Source organism: Pseudomonas sp. Marseille-P9899 (assembly GCF_903166565.1).
Taxonomy (GTDB): domain Bacteria; phylum Pseudomonadota; class Gammaproteobacteria; order Pseudomonadales; family Pseudomonadaceae; genus Aquipseudomonas; species Aquipseudomonas huaxiensis.
In genome coordinates, this window is sequence record NZ_CAESCG010000001.1 from 859,220 (window position 1) to 881,449 (window position 22,230).

Here is a 22,230-nt window from a genome sequence, read left to right on the forward strand (position 1 = left end):
TTCACACCTCTGCCGGCTGTTGTAGCCGGGTATTGAATACCTGACGACGGGTCGGGTCGCTCTTGAGCTGTAGCCCGTTGTTCCAGTTCAGCCGTGGGCGCTTGTCGCGCTTGAGGAACATCGGCTGTGCGCCGTCGATCAACAGCGTCAATGCGCAGTCTAGATCGGGGCCGAAATACAGGGCGGCGAGATCGGCCAGTTGGTGATGCGTGTCGCCACCGGGTAGCAGCGGCTCGGCCTGTTCGGCGCTGAGCGGGCCGATGTGCAGGCGGATGCCGGCGTGCTCGTCCCACATGCGTTTGCCGGCGATCGCCGTGTGCCCCAGTTGCAGGTTGCGCCCGCCACGTTTGAGCACGCTGCGACTCGCCGGCGGGATGTCGCACCAGGCGCCGTCATGGCCTTCGACACGCAGCGGCAGGTTGAAATGATGGCGGACGATCGAGGCGAAGCCGGCCAGCGAGCGCCGCCCGCCGGTGATCAGCGCGGTGCGCGCCAGCAGCGCGGCGTCGGGTAGTTTCTGGCGATCCTGCAGGCCGGCCGGCAGCAGACCGGCCAGGGCGCGCAGTTGCTGCTGCACCGGGGTGTCGCGGGCTTCGGCGAAGCCGAGGGCGACTCGGTGCTTGCGCAGGGTGCGGTAGAGCAGGCTGAGCAGGCGGTGCTGGAACAGGTCGAGAAATTCCGCCGGCGCGTGGTCGCGCTCCAGCGCCCGTTGTTGCAGCCACTCCTGGAAGGCGTAGGGCAGCGGACCGTCGGGGCCGCCAAGGCCGAAGATCGGCGTGCTGAGGATCGGCCGTGGATCATGGGCGTCGTGGCTGATCTTTTCGATCTGGCTGGCGGGAAACACCGGCGTCAGCGGGCCGCGCAGGCGCACCGCTTCGTTTTGCGGCACGCTGCCGCGGCCCAAGGAGGTCGCCTTCTGGTTCTCGTGCTCAAGGATCAGCAAGGCCTGGAGCAGCTCGAAGCCTTCGGGCCGTGCGCGCAACGTCTCGCTCAGAGGCACAGCGGCATGCCGGCTTGCGGGCTCCATGTCTTGATCTCCTTGGTGGCATCGTCGGCATCGACCAACACGGTGGTGATAAAGCGGTTGGCCGTGGCGTACAGCGAGAAGAACTGCGCCAGTACCGCGGAAAACAGCACGGTGCTGTGCCCGGCGAAATGTGCCGGGTCCAGTTGAATCCGCACTTCCAGGCCCTTGCGCCAGCCGCGCCAGGCGTCCTTGCCGACATGCCCGACGATGCGTTCGCAGGCCAGGCTTTTCAGCCCGTCGATCTGCCGGCCGGCGCTGGCTTCGTTGCGCAGGTTGTGCAGGGTCAGCATCTCGCGCAGGGCATCCAGCGCGTGTTCGCCTTCGACCAGCGACAGGTGATTGAGGGTCAGTTGCGACACCAGTCGCCAGCGCGACTGGCCGTCAAGGTTCGGCACGCCTTGCGAGCTGGGCGGGTTGACCAGGCGGGCGGTGGCCGGCGCGCCAGGGCGCTCGAACGCCAGCACGGTGCCGGCCGCCAGGCTCTGCGCCAGGTGCCGGTTGGTGCACAGCAGGTCGGCGCTGAGGCTGAAGTCCCAGCTTTGGCTACGCGGATTGAAGCCGGGATCGACCAGGCTGACCAGTATGTCGCTGCCGATCCGGTTCGGCGTCAGGCCATTGATGCGCCGCGCATGCCAGTACATCTGCGCGTTGCTGCTGTGCTGGCTGCCGTAGTACGGCGCCACCGGCCGCACCACGCCATCGGCGGACAGGGTGCGCATGCCGCGGATGCTGTGGATTTCCACGCTGTTTTCGCGGTGGGCATCGGCGACCAGGCGGTACTCGCTGTTCTTGCCATCCGGGCGCAGCGGCTCGGAGGTGCGGCGGAACAGGTTGATCGCCGGCACGCAGCCCAGCGCGATATCGCTGGCCTGCAGGTGCAGGTGCGGCGGCGTCGGGCGGTCGAACACCAGGTACAGGTCGAGGCTGTTGCCGTCGATGCGGGACGGGTCGAGCGGCACATCGAAGAAGTGGAATTTCTCCGGAAACGCGAAGTACTCGGTGAGCAGGCGCAAGCCCGGGTGGACGCCGTCCTCCTCGGGCAGCAGGGCCTGGTCGTCGGCGAAACCGACCACCTCGGGCAGCCGGGCCTGTTTGTCCGGGCGCTTCAGGCGTTGCGGGCGTTCGCCGGGGGCACTGTTGAACACACCGATGGTGTGGGCGCCGAGCAGGTCATACAGGGTGGCGTTGACCATCGGCGAGGCGTCCAGGTGCAGACGCAACTGGCGCACATCGAGTGCGTTGAGGGCCGCCTTGCCCTGGTAGTCGATGCGCAGGCGCAGGGCGGAACCGGCGTTGTACTGGCCGGTCAGCTTGCGGGCTTCGTCGCCGTCGAGCAGCACCGCGTCGGTGATTTTCAACGGCCACAAGGTCACTTCTGCGCCGGTGCGGAAATAGATGCTTTCGCCGCGGGTGGTGGTGACGAACAGCGAGGTGTCCCGCGCCAGGGTGTAGCCGCTGTCCAGGTTGCCTTTGCCCTCGGCGGGTTCGATCCGCACGATGGTGCAGGAGGGCAGGGGCCGCAGGGCCAGCGGGTAGAGTTGTTCGAGCAGGGCGTCGCTGAATTCGGCGTAGTCGTCGTCGAGGCGCCGTTGCAGGCGCGCCGAGAGCAGGGCGAAGCCTTCCAGCAGGCGTTCGACATGCGGGTCCTGGCTTTCTCCCGGCGACAGCTCCAGACGCCGCGCCACCTTGGGGTAGCGGTTGGCGAAGGCGCTGCCGGCGTTGCGCAGCCAAGTCAGTTCACGTTGGTAATAATCCAGTAGCAACGGGTCAATCGAGTCGCTCATGGCTGACCTCCAGGCCCGTGTCGGTCTTGTCCACCACGAACGCCACCGGCCACTGCTGGCCGCCCTGGCGCAGCAGTCCGCTGAGCAGGATGCTCAGGCTGCGGGGTTGCCCGGCCACCAGCCGCACTTCCACCTCGCCCAGTTGCAGGCGCGGTTCGAAGTGCGTGATCGCGGCACGGATTTCCCGGGCGATGCGCCGACGGTCGTCGGGGTTGCTCGCCTGCAGACCGCTCCAGTCGCCGAGGCCGTAGTCCAGCACCGTTGGCGGAGAGGTCCGCGCCGGGCCGGCGCGCCGGCTGTTGAGCAGGCGCAGCAGTTCTTCGCGGACCGACGTGGCCAGGGCGTGACGGTCCAGTTGCGGCGCGGCGTCGCCGGCCCCGGCCAGGCGTTCGAACAGCAGCGGGCGGTTGCCCGTGGAGGACATGATCGACTACCGCGACTTAGCTGCCTGCCTTGTTGAGTTTCATGTCCCAGGTGGTGGCGGCCGTGCCTTCTTTGACGCCGTCGTATTTCTGCGTGGTCAGTTCCCATTTGATCTTGGTGAAGTTCAGGGAAATGGTTTCCACCGGCTTGCCACCGGTACCGCCGCTGACGCTGACGTTGGAGAACACGACGTTGTCGAGGGTGTAGACGATGAACGGAAGAATCTGTCCGCTGCCTTCGGCGGCGTTACGGCCGATGGTGATCTTGGCCTGGGCAATCGCCTTGCCGGAGGTGCAGTACAGGTTCAGGTTGGGGGTGGACGTGTCGACGAACTTGGTCAGGGTGAACTCGCCGACATGCGGCTTGCCCGAGGTCCGCTCGGTGTTACTGACGTCGTTGGTGACCTGCATGGCGACGTTGTGGCTGTAGGACATGATCTCGATCTTGTCCTTGTAGCCTTCGAGCTGGCTGTCACCTTTGATGTCGTCGCCCAGGTCCAGAATGATCGCATCCATCGCGTAAAGCTCCTGCTGCTAGAAATTTGGAATGAAAGAGGGGGAGCGGCTCCCGCGGGCGAACCCGCGGGAGTCACGGTCAGGCGGCTGCCGAAGGCGGCAGGGTCGCGACCAGGCGGATCGAAGCGGTCAGTTCTTCCAGCTGGAAGTGCGGACGCAGGAACACGGTGGCACGGTAGGCGCCTGGCTTGCCAGGCACCTCGGAAACATCCACACGGGCTTCGCGCAACGGGTACTGGGCCTTGATTTCCTGAGGGGCGTTATCGTTGATCAGCACGTAATCGGCGATCCAGTTGTTCAGGTAGGTCTGTACGTTGTCGCGGGTCATGAAGCTGCCGACCTTGTCGCGCATGATTACCTTGAGGTAATGAGCGAAGCGCGACGATGCCAGCACGTACGGCAACATGCTCGAGACGCGCGCGTTGGCGTTGGCCTCGTTGGTGTTGTAGGCGCGTGGCTTGTTGGTGGTCTGGCCGCCGAAGAACACGGCAGTGCCGGTATTTTTCTTGTGGCACAGGGAGATGAAGCCGAGGTCGTTCAGCTCTTTCTCGCGGCGGTCGGTGATGGCGATTTCGGTCGGGCACTTCAAGGTCAGGTCGCCGGAGGCGGTCTTGAAGGTGTGCTGCGGCAGGTTGGTTACCGCACCGCCACTTTCAGCGCCACGGATCGCCGCGCCCCAGCCGTATTTGGCATAGGCGTCGGTGAGGCGTTGGGCCAGGGCCCAGGCGGCGTTGCCCCAGAGGTATTTCTTGCCATCGGCGCCGGCGACGTCTTCGTTGAAGTCCATGCCGTCGACCGGCAGGGTGTCCTTGCCGTAAGGCAGGCGCAGGAGGAAGCGCGGCAACACCAGGGACACGTAGCGCGAGTCCTCGGTGGCGCGGAAGTCACGCCATGGGCCCAGTTCCAGGCTTTCGAAGACTTTGGCCAGGTCCTTGGGAACCGACAGGTCGTTGAACTGTTTCATGTCGAACAGCAGCGGGCTGGCCGCGGCAATGAACGGCGCGTGAGCGGCAGCGGCAACTTCGGAGAGCTTGGTCAGCAGGGCGATGTCCTGCGGGTGACGGCCGAAGTAGTAGTCGCCAACCAGGGCGCTGAACGGGTAGCCACCGAAGGTGCCGTATTCCTCTTCGTAGATCTTCTTGAACAGGACGGTCTGGTCGAAGTCGACGGCGCGGGTCAGGTCCTTGCTCAGCTCGTTCTGCGAGACGTTGAGCAGGCGCAGTTTCAGACGGGTGCCGGTTTCGGTGTTGCTCACCAGCATGTGCAGGCCGCGCCAGGACGCTTCGAGCTTCTGGAAGGCTTCGTCGTGGAGGATTTCGTTGAGCTGGTCGCTGATCAGCTTGTCGATCTGGCTGATGCGGTTGTTGATCAGGGCGCGGGTGTCGGTGTCTTGACCCTGGACGGCGGCGACGGCCTTTTCCAGAACCTGGCTGGCGAACTCGGCGATCATGTCCTGGGCATAGACCTTCTGACTGTCGTCATGAACGATCTGGCCTTCCTTGATGATCTTTTCCAGCAGGGTGAGGGTCTTGGTGCTGCCTTCGCTTTGATTCTCGGTGCTTGACGCGGGCATGGTGGTGTCTCCGGGAGCAGAGGGGGGATCAGACGTGCGAGTCAGGAGGGGCGGGACCGATTACTCGGTCTTGGTCTCGGTGTTCTCGCCAGGCACTACGTCATCGTCTTTTTTCCCGGGCGGCGTCTCGTCTTTCTTGACTTCGCCAGTGGTGGCGGTGGTGCCGGAGCGGGCGGCCTTGATCGCTTCCAGGTCTGCTTCGGTGCTCTTGAGCACTTCCTTGAGCAGTTCGTCGAGCTTGTCGTTGCCGTCGAGCTTGGTCAGCAGGTCGCGCAGGCGTTCACGGGCTTCGAACAGCACCTTGAGCGGCTCGACTTTCTTCACCACATTGACGGGGTCGAAGTCCTCGATCTTGCTGAAGCTGAGCTTCGCGCTGAGGGGGGCGTCATCTTTCTTGAGGGTGTTGGTGACGTTGACGGTGATGCTGGGGGCAATGGATTCGACGACTTTGTCGAAGTTATCGCTGTCGATGTCGACGAAACGGCGCTCATTGAGCTTGGTCTCGTTCTTCGTGGCACCCGACAGATCGGCAAGAACACCAACCACCAGAGGCAATTCCTTTTTCTCGATGGCGTTACCGGTTTCTACGTCATAGGTGATCTGCACGCGAGGCGGACGGACCCTGTCCAGCTTGTGCTGAATACTTTCTACCATAGTGGCTGACTCCGATGCAGAAGGCGGGCGCAATGCAACGGTTTCCCACTGATCGCAATCCCTTGCTAGACCGCGGCGTGGACACGCTCTTGTCGAGGTTCCTGTTTTCCGCAATCACCTCAATTCGTCATGGTGGCGAATTGGCATGGATGCTATAACAGGCATGCCGAAATGCAAATAAAACTTTTCTTGGATCATCATGCGTCTTAAAAAGTTCATATCCATCAAGATTTTGGCGGTACTTTTGACAGCCTCGGCAATGGCCGGATGTTCATTGTTTGGATCCAAGGTTAGTGTCGATGGCGTCACCCTGGATGTTGCTTTGCGCGCAAACGATGATTCGCCGATCGCCGTGGATTTCGTGGCCGCCAACGATGTTGACCTGCTTGGAAAGTTGTCCGGGCTGACAGCAAAACAATGGTTTGCCACGCGTGAACAATATCAGCGCGACTTTCGTCAGTACTTGCATGTTTGGGGCATGGAACTAGTGCCTGGACAGTTGATTGAATCGTCAACTTTCCCGCTTGATGGAAAGCCGTCGGTTGGACTTCTGGTATTTGCCAATTATCAAAGTCCGGGCGCCCATCGGTTGCGTCTTGAAGACCAGCGCAGCATCCGCTTGAAATTCGACAGCCGTGAAATGACCCTGCTCGACCAGAACACACGCTGACCGCGGCCGCCGCCGCGCTTGGCCATACGCCAGATACAGGATGTGAAGGGACTTTATGAGCGTGCGACCTGATGTGGTCTGCTGGTACGAAGGCATGCAATTGCTGCCCCAGCATTTTCAGTTGCAAGGGCTGCGGGCCGAGGCCATGGCGGCCCACCTGGCGCTGGCTGCCAACCCCTGGTATTGGGGCGTAGCGCATTTCGAACACGACCCCGCCGCGCTGGTGGCCGGCAAACTGCGCCTGCTGAGCCTGGAGGCGACCATGCCCGACGGCATGCCGGTCAGCCTCGGTGCAGCGCAGGAAACCCAGCTTGAGCTGGACCTGGCCAAGCCGGTGAAAGATTCCGAGACCTCCACCGTCACTGTCTACCTGGCGTTCAACCCGCTCTGGCAAGGCCAGCGCCTGCGCCCGATGGAGGGGCGTTGGCAGTCGGAACTGAGCGAGCCGGTGCCCAATCTCGACAGCGGCCTGGACGATGAACGCGTCACCGTCTGGAAGCCCGCACCGCGCCTGGTTACCGACCGCGACAAGGCCGACAGCGTGTGCCTGCCGCTGATCCGCGTGCGCAAGGAAAACGGCGTGTTCAAGGCCTTGCCTGACTTTGTCGCGCCGAGCCCGCGGATTCCGCCGCAATCGGTGCTCGGCCAGCGGGTGCTGCAGTTGTGCGCCATGGTGCGGGAAAAGTGCGGGGTGATCGGCGTGCGCCTGCAGGGCGTCGAACTCGAAGGCGATTTGTCCCGGGCCCAGGCATTGCGCAGCCAGTCGGCGGCGCTGTGGGCGCGCTTGCCGGAAGTGGAGGGCGCGCTCTACAGCGGTATCGCCACACCCCAGGCGCTGCACGGTTTGCTGTTGGGCATGGCCGGCAGTTGGGCGGCGCTTGACCCGGTCAACGGCGTGCCGGCGTTTTCGCCGCTGGAGTTTCTCGACCTGTACCGCGGCTATGACGAAGTCCTCGACTGGCTCGAGCGCAGCCTGAAGAAAGTCCGCGAAGGCCTGCGTAGCGTACCGTTCGAACAGAAGGGCAACGTCTTCGAAATCCAGTTGCCGTCCTTCGATCCCTCTCGTCCGTTGCTGGTCGGCCTGCGCATGCCACCCGGCGCACCCGAGCAGGACGCCTCGTTGTGGCTGGGGCGGACCATCATCGCTTCGGCCGGCAATGTCGCCGACCTCGCTCGCCAGCGCCGTCCGGGCCTCAAGCACACTGCCCTGGACCGCGCCCGGCAGGCTGCCAGCGGTGTCGGCAGCGACACCCGGCTGTTCGAGATCGATACCGGCGAGCACTGGTTCAACCCGCAATTGCCGTTGCAGATCGTTTCGCCGGGGAATGGGGAAACCTTCAAGCCCTGGCAGATTGTTTTGTTGATTGACGACAACCACGAAGAAGTCGCCTGACACGGTAAGGACACCTATGCCAGAAGGGATTGCCGTATCGCGCTTTCGCGGCGTGCAGGACGCTCCGCTGACCAACGCCTTTCGCGAGGCGTGGCAGGAGTGGTTGGCAGCCTGGAACGAACTGGACAAGCGCGCCGAAGACACCGGGCAATTGCTCGAACAGGTGGTCGAACTGTCCACCCAGGCCACCCGCCGTCTGTGGCGCACCGCGTTCGCCAGCGTCGGCGACTCGGCGCCGTTGCAGATCAAGGCGATGGTCTATGCCTTTGTCGCGCTGGTGGACGAAACCCTGTTGTTCGCCGACTGGCCGGGCCAGCCTGAATGGCAGGAGCGGCCGCTGGAACTGCGTTTGTATTCCAGCCGTCAGGCGGGTGACCGCGTGCCGGTAGAAATCAAGCGCCTGCTCGACGAACAGGCGCCCACCAGCCGCGACCTCGGCAACGTTTACCTCTTGTGCCTGATCCTCGGTTTCCACGGCCGCCTGCGCGGCCCCGGCGGCGAAGCGCTGCATGCCAAATGGCGGCATGCGCTGTTCAACCTGACCCGCCAGCGTGATCCGGATTACGCCAACGTCAGCGCCTTGCTGGCCGAACCGGCCAGTGTGGTGCCGCAGCAGTTGCCGGTGCGCGAGTCGATGCCCGATGGCCTGCGCCTAGGCTTGCTGGTGCTGGGCATCACCTTGTTGCTGATCGGCGTCGGTCATCTGTTCTGGCGTGATATCGGCGACGAGCTGTCGCCGGTGCTGCACCTGGCCACACCCTTCCAGGTCCAGGAGCCAACCTCATGAGTCTGTCGACGCTGGGCTGGGTGGTCGGCATCGTCGTCATCCTGCTGCTTCTGGTACTGCTGGTGGTCTGGCTGCGTAACCGCAATGGCGCCGCCGTGCGCAGCTTCTATTTCGCCGTGCGGCAGATGGAGCATGACCAGGGCGGCGGCGGGCGCTATCAGGCGCCGTGGATGCTGATGCTCGGTGACGAGGTGCAGGGTGCGCAGTTGTGCGCGAGCTGGAACCTCAATGCCATCGACAAGCCGGCCTGGTTCGGACGCTGGTGGTCCGATCCGTCCGGCGCGGTGCTGGTGGTGCCGCAGTCGGTGTTCCTGCCCGGCGAGGGCATGAAGCAGGCCGGTGGTTGGTGGACCCTGCTCGGCCTGTTGCTGCGGCTGCGTTCGCGTCGGCCGCTGGACGGCGTGATCTGGACCGTCGACGCCGCCGACCTGCTGGATGCCGACCGCGCCGCGACCCTGGGCCTGGACGCCCGGCGCCGCTTCATCGACTTGCTGCACCGACTGGGCATGAGCCTGCCGGTGTATGTAGTGATCACCGGCATGGAGGCCGTGCCGGGCTTCCAGGAACTGGCCAATGCCCTGCCGGAAGAAACCCGTCGGCAGATGCTGGGCTGGTCGTCGCCGTATGCCGCCGATGCAACCTGGCAGTCGCAGTGGACCGAAGACGCCATGCAGCAGGTCAGCCAGGCGCTGTCCGAGGCGATCATCCAGATGGGCACCCTGTCTGGTGAACTGCACGATGACCTCGACGCGCTGCCGCAGCGCATCGATGGTTTGCGCCGCAACCTGCAGATGCTGTTGTGGCCGGTGTTCCAGGGCAATACCCATGGCGAGGCACCGGTTCTGCGCGGGCTGTACTTCACCGGAGCCCAGGCGTTCCAGGGCAATGCCGAGGCGTTGACCGCGCTGGATCAGCCGCTGCAGGAAAACGTCTTCGCCCATGGCCTCTGGCAGCAACGGATCAACGCCGAGCGCGGCCTGGCCCAGCCGATCCCGCGGCTGCTGCAACTGCGCCAGCGCTGGCAGCGGGTCGTCGCGATCGGCGCGGCGGTGGTAGGGCTGGTCTGGGTGCTGGCGATGGCCTGGGTCTGGAACGACTCGGTACGCGATGCCGGCGAGTTGTCGCGGTTGTTGCAGAACGCGCAGAACGACTACGTTGCCGTCGGCGACGACAGCCACCGCAAGGAACTGACCCGGCACAACGTGCAGGCCTTCTGGACTGTGCTGGAGCGCGCACCGCGCTGGCATTTCACCTCGCTGGCGTATCCGACCTCATGGTTCTCCTCGCTGGATGACCGTCTGGACCAGGTGTTGCAGCACACGTCCATGAGCCATATGCGCCAGCCGATCCACGACCTGTTGCAGGCTGACCTGAACGATGTCCTGGCAATCAACGACAACAGTCGCCGCAGTTCGGCGCAGGATGGCGATCCGGCGCAATGGCCGAGCTACCTCAAGGCCCGCGAACTGGTGCAGAAGGTCAACCGCCTGGAGCAGGCCGCCAGCCTCTACACCCAGGCCCTGGCCAACCAGAAAACCCCGCTCGACCAGTTGATTCCGCTGAGCAACCAGACCCTGGACCTCAACCTGAATGCCGGAACCCTGCCGCGCGAAGGGTTCTACAACCGCCTGTTGGTGTCGGAGGGCATTTCGCCGCTCAAGCCGCTGGACCTGTCGCTGCACCGCAGCACCATCACCGCCAACTTCAACCAATTGATGGAAAGCTGGTTGGGTCATTACTTCCGCACCGACGGCTTCATCAGTTCGGCCGGTTACCTCAAGCTCTACCTTGACCGTCTGGAGGCCGGTGCGCCGCAGACCCTCAAGGAACTGGAGCACATGGACGCGTTGATCGAGGACCTGCAAGCCTCCATCGACCTGACCAACTCCAACTGGAGCCGCGGCAAGGGCCAGGACCTGGTTGCCGGCTACAGCGACCTGCTCGCGCAAGTGCGCCAGAGCAAGGTGCTGGGCCCGGCAGTGGCCGAGGAAATCGAGCGCCGCGCCGAGCAAATGCAGTTCCACTTCAAGGAACAGTGGGTGGCGCAGGGCGCGTCGAGCAAAAGCCTGATGGTGCAGACCACCACCGGGCAACTGGCCTTGCAGGAACGCATCATCCACCTGCACAGCGCGATCAACCTGCTGCTCAAGCGCGACTTCGTGGCCCGTGCCCTGCGTGATGACGGAACGGGCGACAGCGATCAGTTGAGCCATGTCGACAGCGAAGGCCTGCGCCTGGCCCAGAGTTACTACGAGAGCTACAAGACGTACGCCCATGAGTCGATGGCGGGCATCCCGCCGGTGTACCGCAACGCCTTGCTCAAGACTGCCGAGAACACCGCCGCCGATGCCATGTGGCTGAGCCTCAACCGGCAGGCGCCGCTGAGCGAACTGGAAAGCCTGCCGTCGTTCCAGGTGCGCACCGATCAGGCCGTGGCGGTGCACCGCGCGCTGATGCAGTTGCAGCGCCCGGAACTGGCCGGGGGCTTGCAGACCGCACTCAACCAGAGCGCGCTGGCCGATGTGGCGCAAGCCATAGAGGAGGTGTTCCAGCAGCCGGTGTTCCGTGACCGGGCCGACATCAACCAGTGGGATGGCACCAAGGACTTCGGTCTGCGGCTGTTCCGCGCCGTCGATGCGCAAGACCTGAAGAGCAGCCTCGACCAGCAGTTCGGCGTCATCACGGTGATCACCGAGCAGACCGCGCCGGCACTGGAATGGCTGATGACCCAGTTGCCCAACCTCAACCTGAGCGAGTCGGAACTGGTCACGCGGTTCCACTCGCTGGGCGAGGAGATGACCAAGTACAAGGCGCAGAACCCGTCCAGTTCGCCCGCGTTGATCACCCAATTGATCGTGCGCGACTTCAACGACATGGACCAGAGCAGTTGCCTGAAGATCCTGCTCTCCGCCAATGCGCCGCACGCCACCGGGCAACTGACCCAGCGCTGGGTCAGCCTGCAGCAGAACGCCTTGCAGCGCTGCCAGTTCCTGCAACGCCAGGCGGTGTCCGGCGCCTGGAACGAGCTGGCTGGCTACTTCAACCAGTACCTGGCCGGACGTTTCCCGTTCGCTACCGATCAGCGCGCACCAGACGCCGACCCGGCGCGGGTGCAGTACTTCCTGACCCTGATCGACAACCGCTTGCCTCAGGCCCGTGATGGCCTCGGCCTGCTGGCTTCCCGCGATCGCGCCGCCGCCAGCGAGTTTCTCGACCGCGTGGCGCGGGCGCGGCCGTGGCTTGGTGCGATGCTGGTGCGTGACAACGCCGGGCTCTCCGGGATCGACATGGAAGTGCGCTGGCGCACCGACCGCGACAGCGAGCGCGGCGCCGATCAGGTCATCACCTGGGCGCTGGGCGCGGGTAATCGCGAGATCGTCCACCCCGGCGAGGAGCAAGTGCTGCACTGGAGCGTTGGCCAGCCGTTGAGCCTGCGTCTGCGCTGGGCGCGGGACGGCACCCAGCGGCCGGTCAATGACCCGTCGCAACAGCAACTGCATGTCAGCGGTCTGGAAGCCGAATGGCAGTACCAGGGCCCTTGGGCGCTGCTGCGCCTGATCAGTGCCCACAGCTCCATGCTGCGCCAGCCGAACGTCGACTACACCGAGTTTCCGCTGAGCCTGGAAGTGCCGGTGCACGCCCAGCCTGAGGAAGAGAACCAGACCTTGATGTTCCTGCGCCTGTCGCTGATGAGCCAGGGCGGCAAGGCACCGCTGTCCATTCACCCGTTGCCGGTCCAGGCACCGCTTTCACCGTTCGGCTATGCGCCGCGTTCGGTTGCCGACACAGGAGATTACCCATGACCTCACCCGGCTTTTCCCAGCGGGTCGGCCAGTTGCTCGAACCGATTTCCGTCGAGTCGCCGTGTGGCCCCAGCCTGACTTATGACGCGGTCTTCGCCGCGATGCGAGAAATGCGCCGCGAAGAAGACACCACGTTGCCCACCGGCGTCTGGTCCACCAACGAGGTCAAGCGCGCCGACTGGGCCGGCCTTGAGCGGCAGGCCACCCAGGTGTTGCGTGAGCGCAGCAAAGACCTGATGGTCGCCGCCTGGCTCGGCGAGGCCTGGCTGCACCGCGAAGGCATGGCCGGCGTGGTCAACGCCCTGGCGTTGCTGGGTGGGCTGTGCGAACGCTACCCCGACCAGGTGCACCCGCTGGTGGAGAACGGCGACGTCGACTGGCGAGCCGCGCCGCTGGAATGGGTGGCTACGCGCTACAAAGAGGTGCTGTTGTCGCGTCTGCAACTGCTGCCGCAGACGCCGGGCGATGTCGAACGCTTCAGCCTGCAAGACTGGCAACAGATGAAGCTTCGCCAGGTGCAGGTCAACGACAGCAAACCGGCCAAGGTCGCCGCCGAAGCGGCCCATGCGTTGCAGAAGAAAATCAGCGAGCAGGTGCGCCTCACGCCCCTGAGCTGGTGGCAGCAAGGGCTGGTGGCGGTGCAGAACGGGCAGGCGCAACTGCTGCTGCTCGATGGCTGGTGCGACCGTCACCTGGGCGATTCCGCGCCGGCTTTCGCGCAATTGCGCACGGTCCTGCAGACGCTGGAAACCCTGCTTAAAGAATTCGTCGCCCTGCATCCGCCGCAGGTTGTTCCTGTCGAAACCCCCGAGCCACAACCGGAGAGCCCACCGACGATGGATGCCCCCGTCACCGAAACCCGCCTGCCGTCCACCGAACCCCGCACCCGTGATGAAGCCTATCGGCAGTTGCTGGTGATCGCGGACTACCTGGCCCGCACCGAACCCCACAGCCCGGTGCCGTACCTGATTCGCCGGGGCGTGGAGTGGGGCAACAAGCCGCTGCGGGAATTGCTGGGGGAGTTGATCAGCTCCGATGCCGAGGCACGGCGGTTGTGGACGTTGATGGGGGTTTTGTAGGGGCATCGCTGCATAGGTATCTACACATCTCGCAGGCAATCGCAAACCGTCAGCCACTTGCGATCCTGTAGGAGCGGCCTTTAGCCGCGATGGGCCGCTCCCACAGGTTCATCCGCGTCTTACCTATGAGGTGTGTAGATGCCCATGCGCATCGCTGGCAGTCGCTAAACACCCCTCAAGCAATCCCCCCCGGCGAATCCAGAATCTGCCGCACCTTGCGCGCCAGGTCGTGGGGCAGGTAGGGCTTGGAGATCACCTCGAACTCCGAGCCGCCAATATCGGTGCGCTCGATGGAGCTCTCGGCATAGCCGGTGGTCAGCAGCACTTTGGTGGTGGGGTGGCTGCGGCGGATTTCCCGGGCGAGCATCACGCCATTCATGCCGCCCGGCATGATCAGGTCAGTGAACAACAAGTCGAAACGCTCGCCTGCTTCGAAGCACTTCAGCGCTTCGCGGGCATTCAGCACGATCTCGGTGTAGTAGCCGTAATCCTCCAGGACCATCTTCGCCAGCTCCGCCACATCCGGCCGGTCTTCGACGATCAGTACGGTTTCATGGCCGTTCTTCGCCTCCGAGGTCAGCCGCCGTTCCACCGGCAGCACGGTGCCGCTGTCCACCGGGAAATACAGGCGCAGGGTGGTGCCGGCGCCTTCCTCGGTGTAGATCCGCGCCGCGCCGCCGGACTGCTTGGCGAAGCCGTAGACCATCGACAAGCCGAGGCCCGAGCCCTTGCCTTCTTCCTTGGTGGTGAAGAACGGGTCCATCACCCGGTCGCGGATGCTGGCGGGCATGCCGATGCCGTTGTCGGTGATCGACAGGCTGACGTAGCTCCCCGGCAGCAAGCCGTCGTAGGACGCGATGGCGAGGTCGCGCACCAGCACATTGCGGGTTTCGATAAACACCCGCGGCGCCTTGCGGCCGATCAGCGCGTCGCGGGCATTGATGAACACGTTGAGCAGCGCCACCTCGGCCTGGGTCGGGTCGATGCGGCAGTTTTTCAGCGAGTGCTCCAGGTCGTATTCGACCAGCACGCTGTCGCCGAAGGTCCGGCTCACCAGCGGCTGAACGGTTTCCACCAGTTGGTTGAGGTTGAGCACCCGGCCTTGCAGTTTCTGTTTGCGCGAGAACGCCAGCAGTTGCTTGGTCAGGGTGGCGGCCTTGTCGACGGCGGAGCGGGCGTGGAAGGTGCTGCGGCGGATCCGGTCCATGTCCGGCGCGGGTTTCTCGGCGGCGGTGCGGATCAGGTCGATGTAGCCGCCCATGACTTGCAGCAGGTTGTTGAAGTCGTGGGCGATGCCGCCGGTGAGCTGGCCTAGCGCTTCCATTTTCTGGGACTGGCGCAGGGCGTCCTCGGCATCCCGGCGCCGGCTGACGTCCAGTTGCGAGGCGAAGAAATAGATCAGCTCGCCTTTCTCGTTGAAGATCGGCGAGATGAACAGCGCGTTCCAGAACGTGCTGCCGTCCTTGCGGTAGTTGAGGATCTCGGTGGCGAAGTCGTAGCGGCCCTTGATCGCATCGCGGATCGAGGTCACCACATCGGGATCGGTATCCGGGCCCTGGAGAAACCGGCAGTTCTTGCCGACGATGTCGTCGGGGGCATAGCCGGTCATGTCGAGAAAGGCCTGGTTGGCGAAGAGGATCGGGTTGTCGTCAGCGTTGGGGTTGGTGACGATCATCGGCATCCGCGTGGTTTCCACCGCCGCGAAAAAGATGTCCTTGGGGTGACGGGAGATATCGGCGGTCGAAGAGTCGTCGACCCGAGTAGGTGTGTTTGGCACTGGACAGTTCCTCTTCCTGCCATCGACCGGCCTGGCCGGTACCTTGAATTTTTGCGCGCCCCCGTGCCAATGATGGCACCGGCTGAAACGTCGCTGTGTTGGATGGCAGGTTCAAGTGCCATCATTTTTATCCAGACCGCCGTGTCGCTTGTTGGTTGCTTTGCCTGTGCGGTTTTTTAACCGATCTTGTGCGAGGTTTCCGTTAGACTCGACGCCTTTTGGCGGGGAGCAAGCATGACAATCAGCGGAACGCGGGCGGCAACGGTGTGTGGTTTGCTGGCGATCCTGCTGTGGAGCACGGCGTCCGGCTTGATCAGGAGCATCAGCGAAATCTTCGGCGCGCTCGGCGGCGCGGCGCTGATCTACACGCTGGGTACGTTGATGCTTCTGGCGTTGCTCGGGCGACCGCGGCTGCGCTCGGTCCCGCGGGTTTACTTGCTGAGCGGAAGCGCGTTGTTCGTCGCCTATGAAATCTGCCTGTCGCTGGCGTTGGGCTTCGCCAATGACGCGCAACAGGCCATCGAGTTGATGGTGCTCAATTACTTCTGGCCTTGCCTGACGGTGCTGCTGGCGATTTTCATGAACGGCCAGCGCGCCCGCTGGCTGATTGTGCCGGGCACGGCGCTGGCGTTGTCGGGGATTCTCTGGGTGGTCAGTGGCGACGGTTTTTCGCTGGCGCAGATCATCGCCAATGTGCAGTCCAACCCGCTGAGTTACGGCCTGGCACTGAGCTGCGCGGTCACCTTCGCGCTGTACTGCAACGTCACCCGCCGCTATGCCAACGGGCAGAACCTGGTGGTGCTGTTCTTCTTCCTCACCGCCTGCCTGCTGTGGATCAAGTTCGCTTTCAGCGGGGCGCCGTTGCCGGCGTTCACCGCGAGCAACAGCCTGGAGCTGCTCGCCGCAGGTGTGGCCATGGCCGGCGGCTACGCGCTGTGGAACCTGGGCATCTTGCGCGGCAACCTGACGCTGCTGGCCACCGCGTCGTATTTTTCCCCGGTGCTGTCTTCGGCGTTCGCCTCGATCTGGCTGGGCGCGCACCTGAGCGGGCAGTTCTGGCAGGGCGCGTTGCTGGTGACGCTGGGGTCGTTGATCTGCTGGCAGGCGACACGTGAGAGGGCGGTGGCAGCGTAATGGCACTTGCGGCATTTCCATGGCCAGCATTAATATGAATAATTCTCATTTGTGTGAATTCTGCCATGGACTCCAGCCCGCCACCCCGGAGCGACACCCTCGACGCGTTGTACCAGGGATACCACGGATGGTTGCTGGGCTGGCTGCGGCGGCGGATGCAGTGTCCGCATAACGCCGCCGACCTTGCGCAGGACACCTTCATTCGTGTGCTCACCGCCGGTGCCTATGTCGCGCCGCGCGAACCCCGGGCGTTTCTTGCCACGGTGGCGCGCCGGCTGCTGATCGATAACGGCCGGCGCCAGCGCCTGGAGCAGGCCTACCGCGAAGAGCTGGAGCGCTGCGCGTCGTACCTTGAGCAAGCGCCGTCGCCGGAGCAGATTCTCCAGGCGATCCAGGTGCTGGAAGGCATCGACCGGGCGCTGGCGCGCATGCATCCACGGGGGCGCGAGACTTTTGTGTTGCGCCATCTGGAAGGACTGGGCCAGGAGCAGATTGCCCGCCAGACCGGCGTGTCGATCAGAACGGTGCAGAAGGATCTGGTGGAAGCCCTGTTGATCTGCGACCTCGTCGCCCAGGAGGCTTGATGAGCGTCGCCGTTTCCGCTTCCGTGTTGCGTCAGGCCGCCGAATGGCTGGTGCGCCTCGACAACCAGACTGACGCCGCCACACGTCAGGCCTATCACGCCTGGCTGGCCGCCGACCCTCAGCATGCCGCCGCCATCGCCCGTTTGCAGGGCCATCTCAGCCCCCTTGCCGAACTGCCGAGCCAGCCGGCCCGCGCCGCGCTGCGGCGTGCGCACCAGGGCCGTCCGCGAGGGCAGGCGATCAAGGCGCTGGCGTTGGTGGGTTTGCTGGTCGGCTCGGGGTTGCTGGGGTATCAGCACTGGCAGCGCGGCTACCTGCTGGCGGACCTGAGCACCGCCCGTGGCAGCTGGACCGAGCAGCGCCTGGACGACGGCAGCGAGATCAGTCTCAACGGTGACTCGGCGGTGGACTGGCATTTCGATGCGCAGGAGCGGCGCGTCCATTTGCTGCGTGGCGAACTGCGCGTGCAGGTGGCCAAGGATGCGCAGCGGCCGTTCTATGTCGACACGCCGCAGGGCAGTATCCGCGCGCTGGGTACGCGGTTTATCGTCGAGCGCCGCGACGACGCCACGCGGGTGACCATGCTTGAATCGTCGACGCGGATCGAAAGCCCTGTCGGCACTCTGGTGCTGAACGCGGGCGAGCAGGTGCGGGTGGATGCCAGCGGCATCGGCGCGGTGCAGCGGGTGGATGTCGCGGCGCAGGAGGGCGCCTGGAATCACCATCAGTTGCTGGTCACCGACCAGCCGTTGAGCGATGTGCTGGAACGTCTGGCGCGGCATCGTCCGGGACTGCTGTCGTTCGACCGCGAGGCGCTGGCCGGCATGCGGGTCACGGTGATGTTGCCGACCGACGACAGCGACCGCGCCTTGCGCCTGCTAGAGCGCACATTGCCGTTGCAGGTCACGCATTTCACGCCGTGGCTGACCCGGGTGACACCACTGGATGAAGAAGAACGCAAATAATTTGCAATTCCGCTTCGCGTTTTCGATTTTCGCCCGTCCTCCCCTGGGCCAACACACTCAGGAGAACCGAAACCATGGCTTCATCGTTGCGCGCGCTGTCCCTGCGTCCCAGCCGTCTGTGCCTCAGCCTGCGGCTGTCCCTGCGTCCCAGCCGTCTGTGCCTCAGCCTGCGGCTGGCCCTCGGCGGCATTGCCCTTGTCGCCCCCGTATTGACCTTCGCCCAGCAGCAGGTCCTGGCGTTCGATATCGCCGGCGGCCCGCTCGGCGAAGTGCTGGGCCGCTACGCCCAGGCCGCCGGTGCGCCGATTTCGGTCAGCTCGCAGCAGGTGGCGGGGCTGGTCAGCCCGGGTGTCCACGGCCGCTTCACCGTCGCCGAAGGCTTTGCCCAAGTGCTCAAGGGCAGCGGCCTGGTCGCGCGGGCCAACGCGGACGGTTTCCAGATCGAAGCCGTGCCGGTCAGCGGTAGCGCCATGGAACTGGGCGCCACCAGCGTGGTTGCCAACCAGCTCGGCACCATCACTGAAGACAGCGGCTCCTACACGCCGGGCACGATCGCCACCGCCACGCGGCTGGTGCTGACGCCGCGGGAAACCCCGCAGTCGATCACCGTGGTGACCCGCCAGCATATGGATGACTTCGGCCTCAATTCGATCGACGACGTGATGCGCCACACCCCGGGCATCACCGTTGCCTCCTATGACTCCGACCGCAGCAACTATTACGCCCGCGGCTTCTCGATCCAGAATTTCCAGTACGACGGCATCCCCACCACCCGCACTGCGGCCTACTCGGCGGGGCAGACCCTGAGCGACATCGCCATCTATGACCGGGTCGAAGTGCTCAAGGGCGCCACCGGCCTGCTCACCGGCGCGGGCGCTCCCGGCGGCACCATCAACCTGGTGCGCAAGAAGCCGACCGCCGACTTCAAGGGCCATGTCGAACTGGGCGCCGGCAGTTGGGACAGCTACCGCTCCGAGGTGGATGTCAGCGGCCCGCTCAGCGAGTCCGGCAACGTGCGCGGCCGCGCCGTGGCGGCCTACCAGGACAAGCACTCCTTCATCGACCACTACGAGCGCAAGACCAGCGTCTACTACGGCATCCTCGAATTCGACCTCGACCCCGACACCCTGCTGAGCGTCGGCGCCGACTACCAGGACAACGACCCGAAAGGCTCCAGTTGGTCCGGCAGCGTCCCGATCTACGACAGCCAGGGCAACCGCATCAGCACCTCGCGCTCGTTCAACAACGGCGCCGAATGGAGTCGCTGGGAGCAATACACCCGTACCGTGTTCGCCACTTTGGAACACAGCTTCGCCAACGAATGGGTCGGCAAGGCGCAAGTGCACCACCAGATCAACGGCTATTACGCGCCGCTCGGCTCGATCCAGGGTCGACCCAACGCCATCACCGGCGTGACCTCGATCTACGGCAACAAGTACACCGGCGAAACCACCACCGACTCGGCAGACGTCTACTTCAGCGGGCCGTTCTCGCTGTTCGGCCGCGAGCACCAACTGGTGGTCGGCGCGGCCGCGTCCAAGGCGCACTGGAAGGGCAAGGACTACTGGACCGCGACCTACCGCGACAACAACTCCTATGACTTCTGGAACTGGGATGGCGGCAGCGGCATCGAGCCGGACTGGGGCGATGTCAGCTACCGCACCGACCAGACCACCTGGCAGACCGGTGGCTACCTGACCTCGCGCTTCAGCCTCAGCGACGAGTTGCACCTGCTGCTGGGCGCGCGGCTGGCCAACTACAAGATCACCGGCACCAGCGACACCCGCGAAACCGGGCGTCTCGTGCCTTATGTCGGCGTCACCTACGACCTCAACGATGAGCTGTCGCTGTACGCCAGCTACACCGACATCTTCCTGCCGCAGACCGACTACCGCGACCGCACCAACAAGATGCTCGAACCCGACGAAGGCCAGAACTACGAGCTGGGTATCAAGGGCGAATTCTTCGACGGTCGCCTGAATGCCAGCCTGGCGTACTTCGAAGTCCACGAGAAAAACCGCCCGGAATCGGACAGCGACTACAACGCCAACCCGACCCTGCCGAACCTTTACGACGCCTACTACGGCATCACCGCGACCACCAAGGGCGTCGAGGCGGAAATGAGCGGCGAACTGGCCACCGGCTGGAACCTCATGGGCGGCTACACCCACAAAATCGTGCGTGACCAGCATGGCGACAAGGTCTCCACCTGGGAGCCGCAGGACCAGTTCAACGTCTACACCACCTACAAATTGCAGGGTCCGCTGGAGCGCCTGACCGTCGGCGGCGGTGCGCGCTGGCAGGGCCAGTCCTGGCAAATCCTGACCAACCGCGCCAAAGGTATTCAGGAGAAATTCACCCAGGACGACTTCTGGCTGGTCGACCTGATGGCCCGCTACAAGATCACCGACAACCTGTCGGCCACGGTCAACCTCAATAACGTGTTCGACAAGACCTACTACACCAACGTCGGCTTCTACAGCTCGGTGTCCTACGGCGACCCGCGCAACGTGATGGTCACCACCCGCTGGGACTTCTGACCGGTCACGGGGGAGCGCAAGGCTCCCCCGTTTCACGGCTTTCTACGCTTCTTCTTCGCTGACCAGGAAACAGACCTTCTTGTCGCCGAGGTTATTGCTTTCGGCGCTGTAGATCGCGCCCATCTTGTCTCTCAACCCCGCGCTGTCAGCGAACTGCGAGATATCCACGTTGGCGACGTCATCGCTCGAATTGACCCCGATCATGCCCTTGAACGCCAGCTTCACATCGTGCGGCAGCAGCACCTCGTCCTCGCCCACATACAGCCCGCCGGTGCGGCCTTTGGTGGTCTGCGGGTCGATGCGGATTAGCCAGATCATCGAACGTCCAGCCAGCGAGGCGAGCTTGTCGCCGCTGCTGGTGGAGAAGGGCTGGTTGGTCTCCCAGTGGGTGTTCATGGCCACCGCTGTGCGTGCGGCAACGTCGTTGCGAAAGTCGGGAACGACCCTGTTCAGGTACTCGACCATGCTTTGCGAGTCGCCGCGCATGAGGTAGGCGGGGTGATTGCTGCCATCCTGCGACAGCACCGGCTGGGGCCGGTTGCCCAGGGCGGTCTTGACGTTTTCGATGTCGATCCAGTACTCGAGCATGGTTGCGTAGAGTTCATTGTCGATGCCCGTCAGCAATGCGTTGTGCAGCGCTTCGGAGGGCGCGAAATTCTCCTGTCCGGGCTCTTTCTGCATGGTTTTGACGAACGCTTCCATCTGTTCGTTGGCGTTGCGGGTGAACGCTGCCCTGACGTCCCCGTACTCACCCAGCAACGCGCGTGCCTTCTCGTTGCCGAACAGGTTGTTGTCGATCAGGACCTGTCGGACTTTTTCCGAGGCCGTGTCATCGCCAGGTTCTTTTTCGTGCCGCTCGAAAAAACTGCGCAAGCCGGCATTGCCGGTGATGATCCGGCACAGCGGATTCATCAGCAGATAACGGTGCTTGTAATAGAGATCGAGTGATTCGGCTGCGGTACGGGGCATGGTGGGTACTCTGGAAATCCGTTTCTAGAAGGGCCTGTTACTGGCTAGCGCTCATGCCAGCGGGCGTGCCGCCTTTTCGGCCAGCGCCGCATGGGTGTTCAGTTCTTCGGCAATGAACGCATCGATCATCGCCCGGTAGACCTGTTCCACCACCTGCGCCGAGGCACCGGTTTCCTCGGCAATGCCGCGCACCTTGGCAATCACCTGTTCGACCCGCGCCGGGGCGCGGACGTCATCGGAGGTTTTTTTGAAAGCGGCTGCTTGGGCGACCAGATTGCCGCGTCGGGCGAGGAGGGTGACGAGATCGCGGTCGATGCGGTCGATGTGTTGGCGGACTTCGTCGAGGGAGGTGCAGCATGCGTCCATGTGGGTTTTTCCTTTGGGTTGGTGTGACGTTGGGGCGAGATCATTGGGGGTGGGTTGATGCAGCGTCAAGCAGCGCAGAGTGAACCTGGGTTGTGCAGCGGTGGACCGATCAATTGCAGGCTAACGAGCCTGCCTATGTTTCGACGGGGTCAGCAGATCATCTTTGTTCAAGCAGGATGGCAACGAT

The 22,230-nt window shown here is 64.1% G+C and carries 18 protein-coding genes; 9 read left to right on the top strand and 9 right to left on the bottom strand.

Annotation, left to right across the window (positions count from 1 at the left end):
* Nucleotide 1: 1 nt before the first annotated feature.
* From tssG to tssB, 6 genes are all read right to left on the bottom strand, one after another.
* A complete protein-coding gene (gene tssG / locus HWV67_RS03890; protein ID WP_175650006.1) occupies nt 2–1,027 on the bottom strand; it encodes a type VI secretion system baseplate subunit TssG in 1,026 nt (341 codons plus the stop codon).
* Nucleotides 991–2,811 carry a type VI secretion system baseplate subunit TssF gene (gene tssF, locus HWV67_RS03895; RefSeq protein ID WP_175650007.1) on the bottom strand — a complete coding sequence of 607 codons (1,821 nt, stop codon included), beginning with the start codon at nt 2,809–2,811 and terminating at the stop codon, nt 991–993. Before tssF ends, tssG begins: the two co-directional genes overlap by 37 nt.
* Nucleotides 2,795–3,235: a type VI secretion system baseplate subunit TssE gene (gene tssE, locus HWV67_RS03900; RefSeq protein WP_175650008.1), complete on the bottom strand. Its 441-nt coding sequence runs from the start codon at nt 3,233–3,235 to the stop codon at nt 2,795–2,797. Before tssE ends, tssF begins: the two co-directional genes overlap by 17 nt.
* A gap of 16 nt (nt 3,236–3,251) precedes the next feature.
* On the bottom strand, nt 3,252–3,749 hold the full coding sequence (locus HWV67_RS03905) for an Hcp family type VI secretion system effector (protein ID WP_110970488.1): 498 nt from the start codon (nt 3,747–3,749) through the stop codon (nt 3,252–3,254).
* 79 nt (nt 3,750–3,828) lie between these two features.
* The gene (gene tssC, locus HWV67_RS03910) at nt 3,829–5,322 is read right to left on the bottom strand and encodes a type VI secretion system contractile sheath large subunit (RefSeq protein ID WP_175650009.1); all 1,494 of its coding nucleotides are present in this window, start codon (nt 5,320–5,322) and stop codon (nt 3,829–3,831) included.
* A gap of 60 nt (nt 5,323–5,382) precedes the next feature.
* The gene (gene tssB, locus HWV67_RS03915) at nt 5,383–5,976 is read right to left on the bottom strand and encodes a type VI secretion system contractile sheath small subunit (protein WP_175650010.1); all 594 of its coding nucleotides are present in this window, start codon (nt 5,974–5,976) and stop codon (nt 5,383–5,385) included.
* A gap of 199 nt (nt 5,977–6,175) precedes the next feature.
* Between tssB and HWV67_RS03920 the strand changes: the two genes are divergently transcribed.
* The 5 genes from HWV67_RS03920 to tssA are packed head-to-tail and all read left to right on the top strand — an operon-like array spanning nt 6,176 to nt 13,708.
* On the top strand, nt 6,176–6,646 hold the full coding sequence (locus tag HWV67_RS03920) for a type VI secretion protein (RefSeq protein ID WP_095155232.1): 471 nt from the start codon (nt 6,176–6,178) through the stop codon (nt 6,644–6,646).
* A 55-nt stretch (nt 6,647–6,701) separates the two neighbouring features.
* Nucleotides 6,702–8,039, top strand: a complete 1,338-nt coding sequence (gene tssK / locus HWV67_RS03925) for a type VI secretion system baseplate subunit TssK (protein ID WP_175650011.1) — start codon at nt 6,702–6,704, stop codon at nt 8,037–8,039.
* A 16-nt stretch (nt 8,040–8,055) separates the two neighbouring features.
* The gene (locus HWV67_RS03930) at nt 8,056–8,826 is read left to right on the top strand and encodes a DotU family type IV/VI secretion system protein (protein WP_095155230.1); all 771 of its coding nucleotides are present in this window, start codon (nt 8,056–8,058) and stop codon (nt 8,824–8,826) included.
* Nucleotides 8,823–12,629, top strand: coding sequence for a type VI secretion system protein (locus HWV67_RS03935; protein WP_175650012.1), 3,807 nt, complete (start codon nt 8,823–8,825; stop codon nt 12,627–12,629). The genes HWV67_RS03930 and HWV67_RS03935 overlap by 4 nt, the downstream gene beginning before the upstream one ends.
* Nucleotides 12,626–13,708 carry a type VI secretion system protein TssA gene (gene tssA, locus HWV67_RS03940; protein ID WP_175650013.1) on the top strand — a complete coding sequence of 361 codons (1,083 nt, stop codon included), beginning with the start codon at nt 12,626–12,628 and terminating at the stop codon, nt 13,706–13,708. Before HWV67_RS03935 ends, tssA begins: the two co-directional genes overlap by 4 nt.
* A gap of 175 nt (nt 13,709–13,883) precedes the next feature.
* Here tssA and HWV67_RS03945 read toward each other — a convergent pair whose 3' ends face one another.
* Nucleotides 13,884–15,485, bottom strand: a complete 1,602-nt coding sequence (locus tag HWV67_RS03945) for a hybrid sensor histidine kinase/response regulator (protein WP_175650014.1) — start codon at nt 15,483–15,485, stop codon at nt 13,884–13,886.
* Nucleotides 15,486–15,719: 234 nt separating this feature from the next.
* Here HWV67_RS03945 and yddG point away from each other — a divergent pair, with 234 nt between their 5' ends.
* From yddG to HWV67_RS03965, 4 genes are all read left to right on the top strand, one after another.
* Nucleotides 15,720–16,619 carry an aromatic amino acid DMT transporter YddG gene (gene yddG, locus HWV67_RS03950; RefSeq protein ID WP_175650015.1) on the top strand — a complete coding sequence of 300 codons (900 nt, stop codon included), beginning with the start codon at nt 15,720–15,722 and terminating at the stop codon, nt 16,617–16,619.
* Nucleotides 16,620–16,684: 65 nt separating this feature from the next.
* Nucleotides 16,685–17,203: a sigma-70 family RNA polymerase sigma factor gene (locus HWV67_RS03955; RefSeq protein WP_175650016.1), complete on the top strand. Its 519-nt coding sequence runs from the start codon at nt 16,685–16,687 to the stop codon at nt 17,201–17,203.
* Nucleotides 17,203–18,168, top strand: a complete 966-nt coding sequence (locus HWV67_RS03960; RefSeq protein ID WP_175650017.1) for a FecR family protein — start codon at nt 17,203–17,205, stop codon at nt 18,166–18,168. The genes HWV67_RS03955 and HWV67_RS03960 overlap by 1 nt, the downstream gene beginning before the upstream one ends.
* Nucleotides 18,169–18,242: 74 nt before the next feature.
* Nucleotides 18,243–20,708, top strand: a complete 2,466-nt coding sequence (locus tag HWV67_RS03965) for a TonB-dependent siderophore receptor (protein WP_175650018.1) — start codon at nt 18,243–18,245, stop codon at nt 20,706–20,708.
* A 42-nt stretch (nt 20,709–20,750) separates the two neighbouring features.
* Here HWV67_RS03965 and HWV67_RS03970 read toward each other — a convergent pair whose 3' ends face one another.
* Both HWV67_RS03970 and HWV67_RS03975 read right to left on the bottom strand, forming a co-directional pair.
* Nucleotides 20,751–21,677 (bottom strand): hypothetical protein, encoded by a 927-nt coding sequence (locus HWV67_RS03970; RefSeq protein ID WP_175650019.1) that lies wholly within the window; start codon nt 21,675–21,677, stop codon nt 20,751–20,753.
* Nucleotides 21,678–21,728: 51 nt separating this feature from the next.
* Nucleotides 21,729–22,043 carry a chorismate mutase gene (locus tag HWV67_RS03975; protein WP_175650020.1) on the bottom strand — a complete coding sequence of 105 codons (315 nt, stop codon included), beginning with the start codon at nt 22,041–22,043 and terminating at the stop codon, nt 21,729–21,731.
* Between the last annotated feature and the right edge of the window lie 187 nt (nt 22,044–22,230).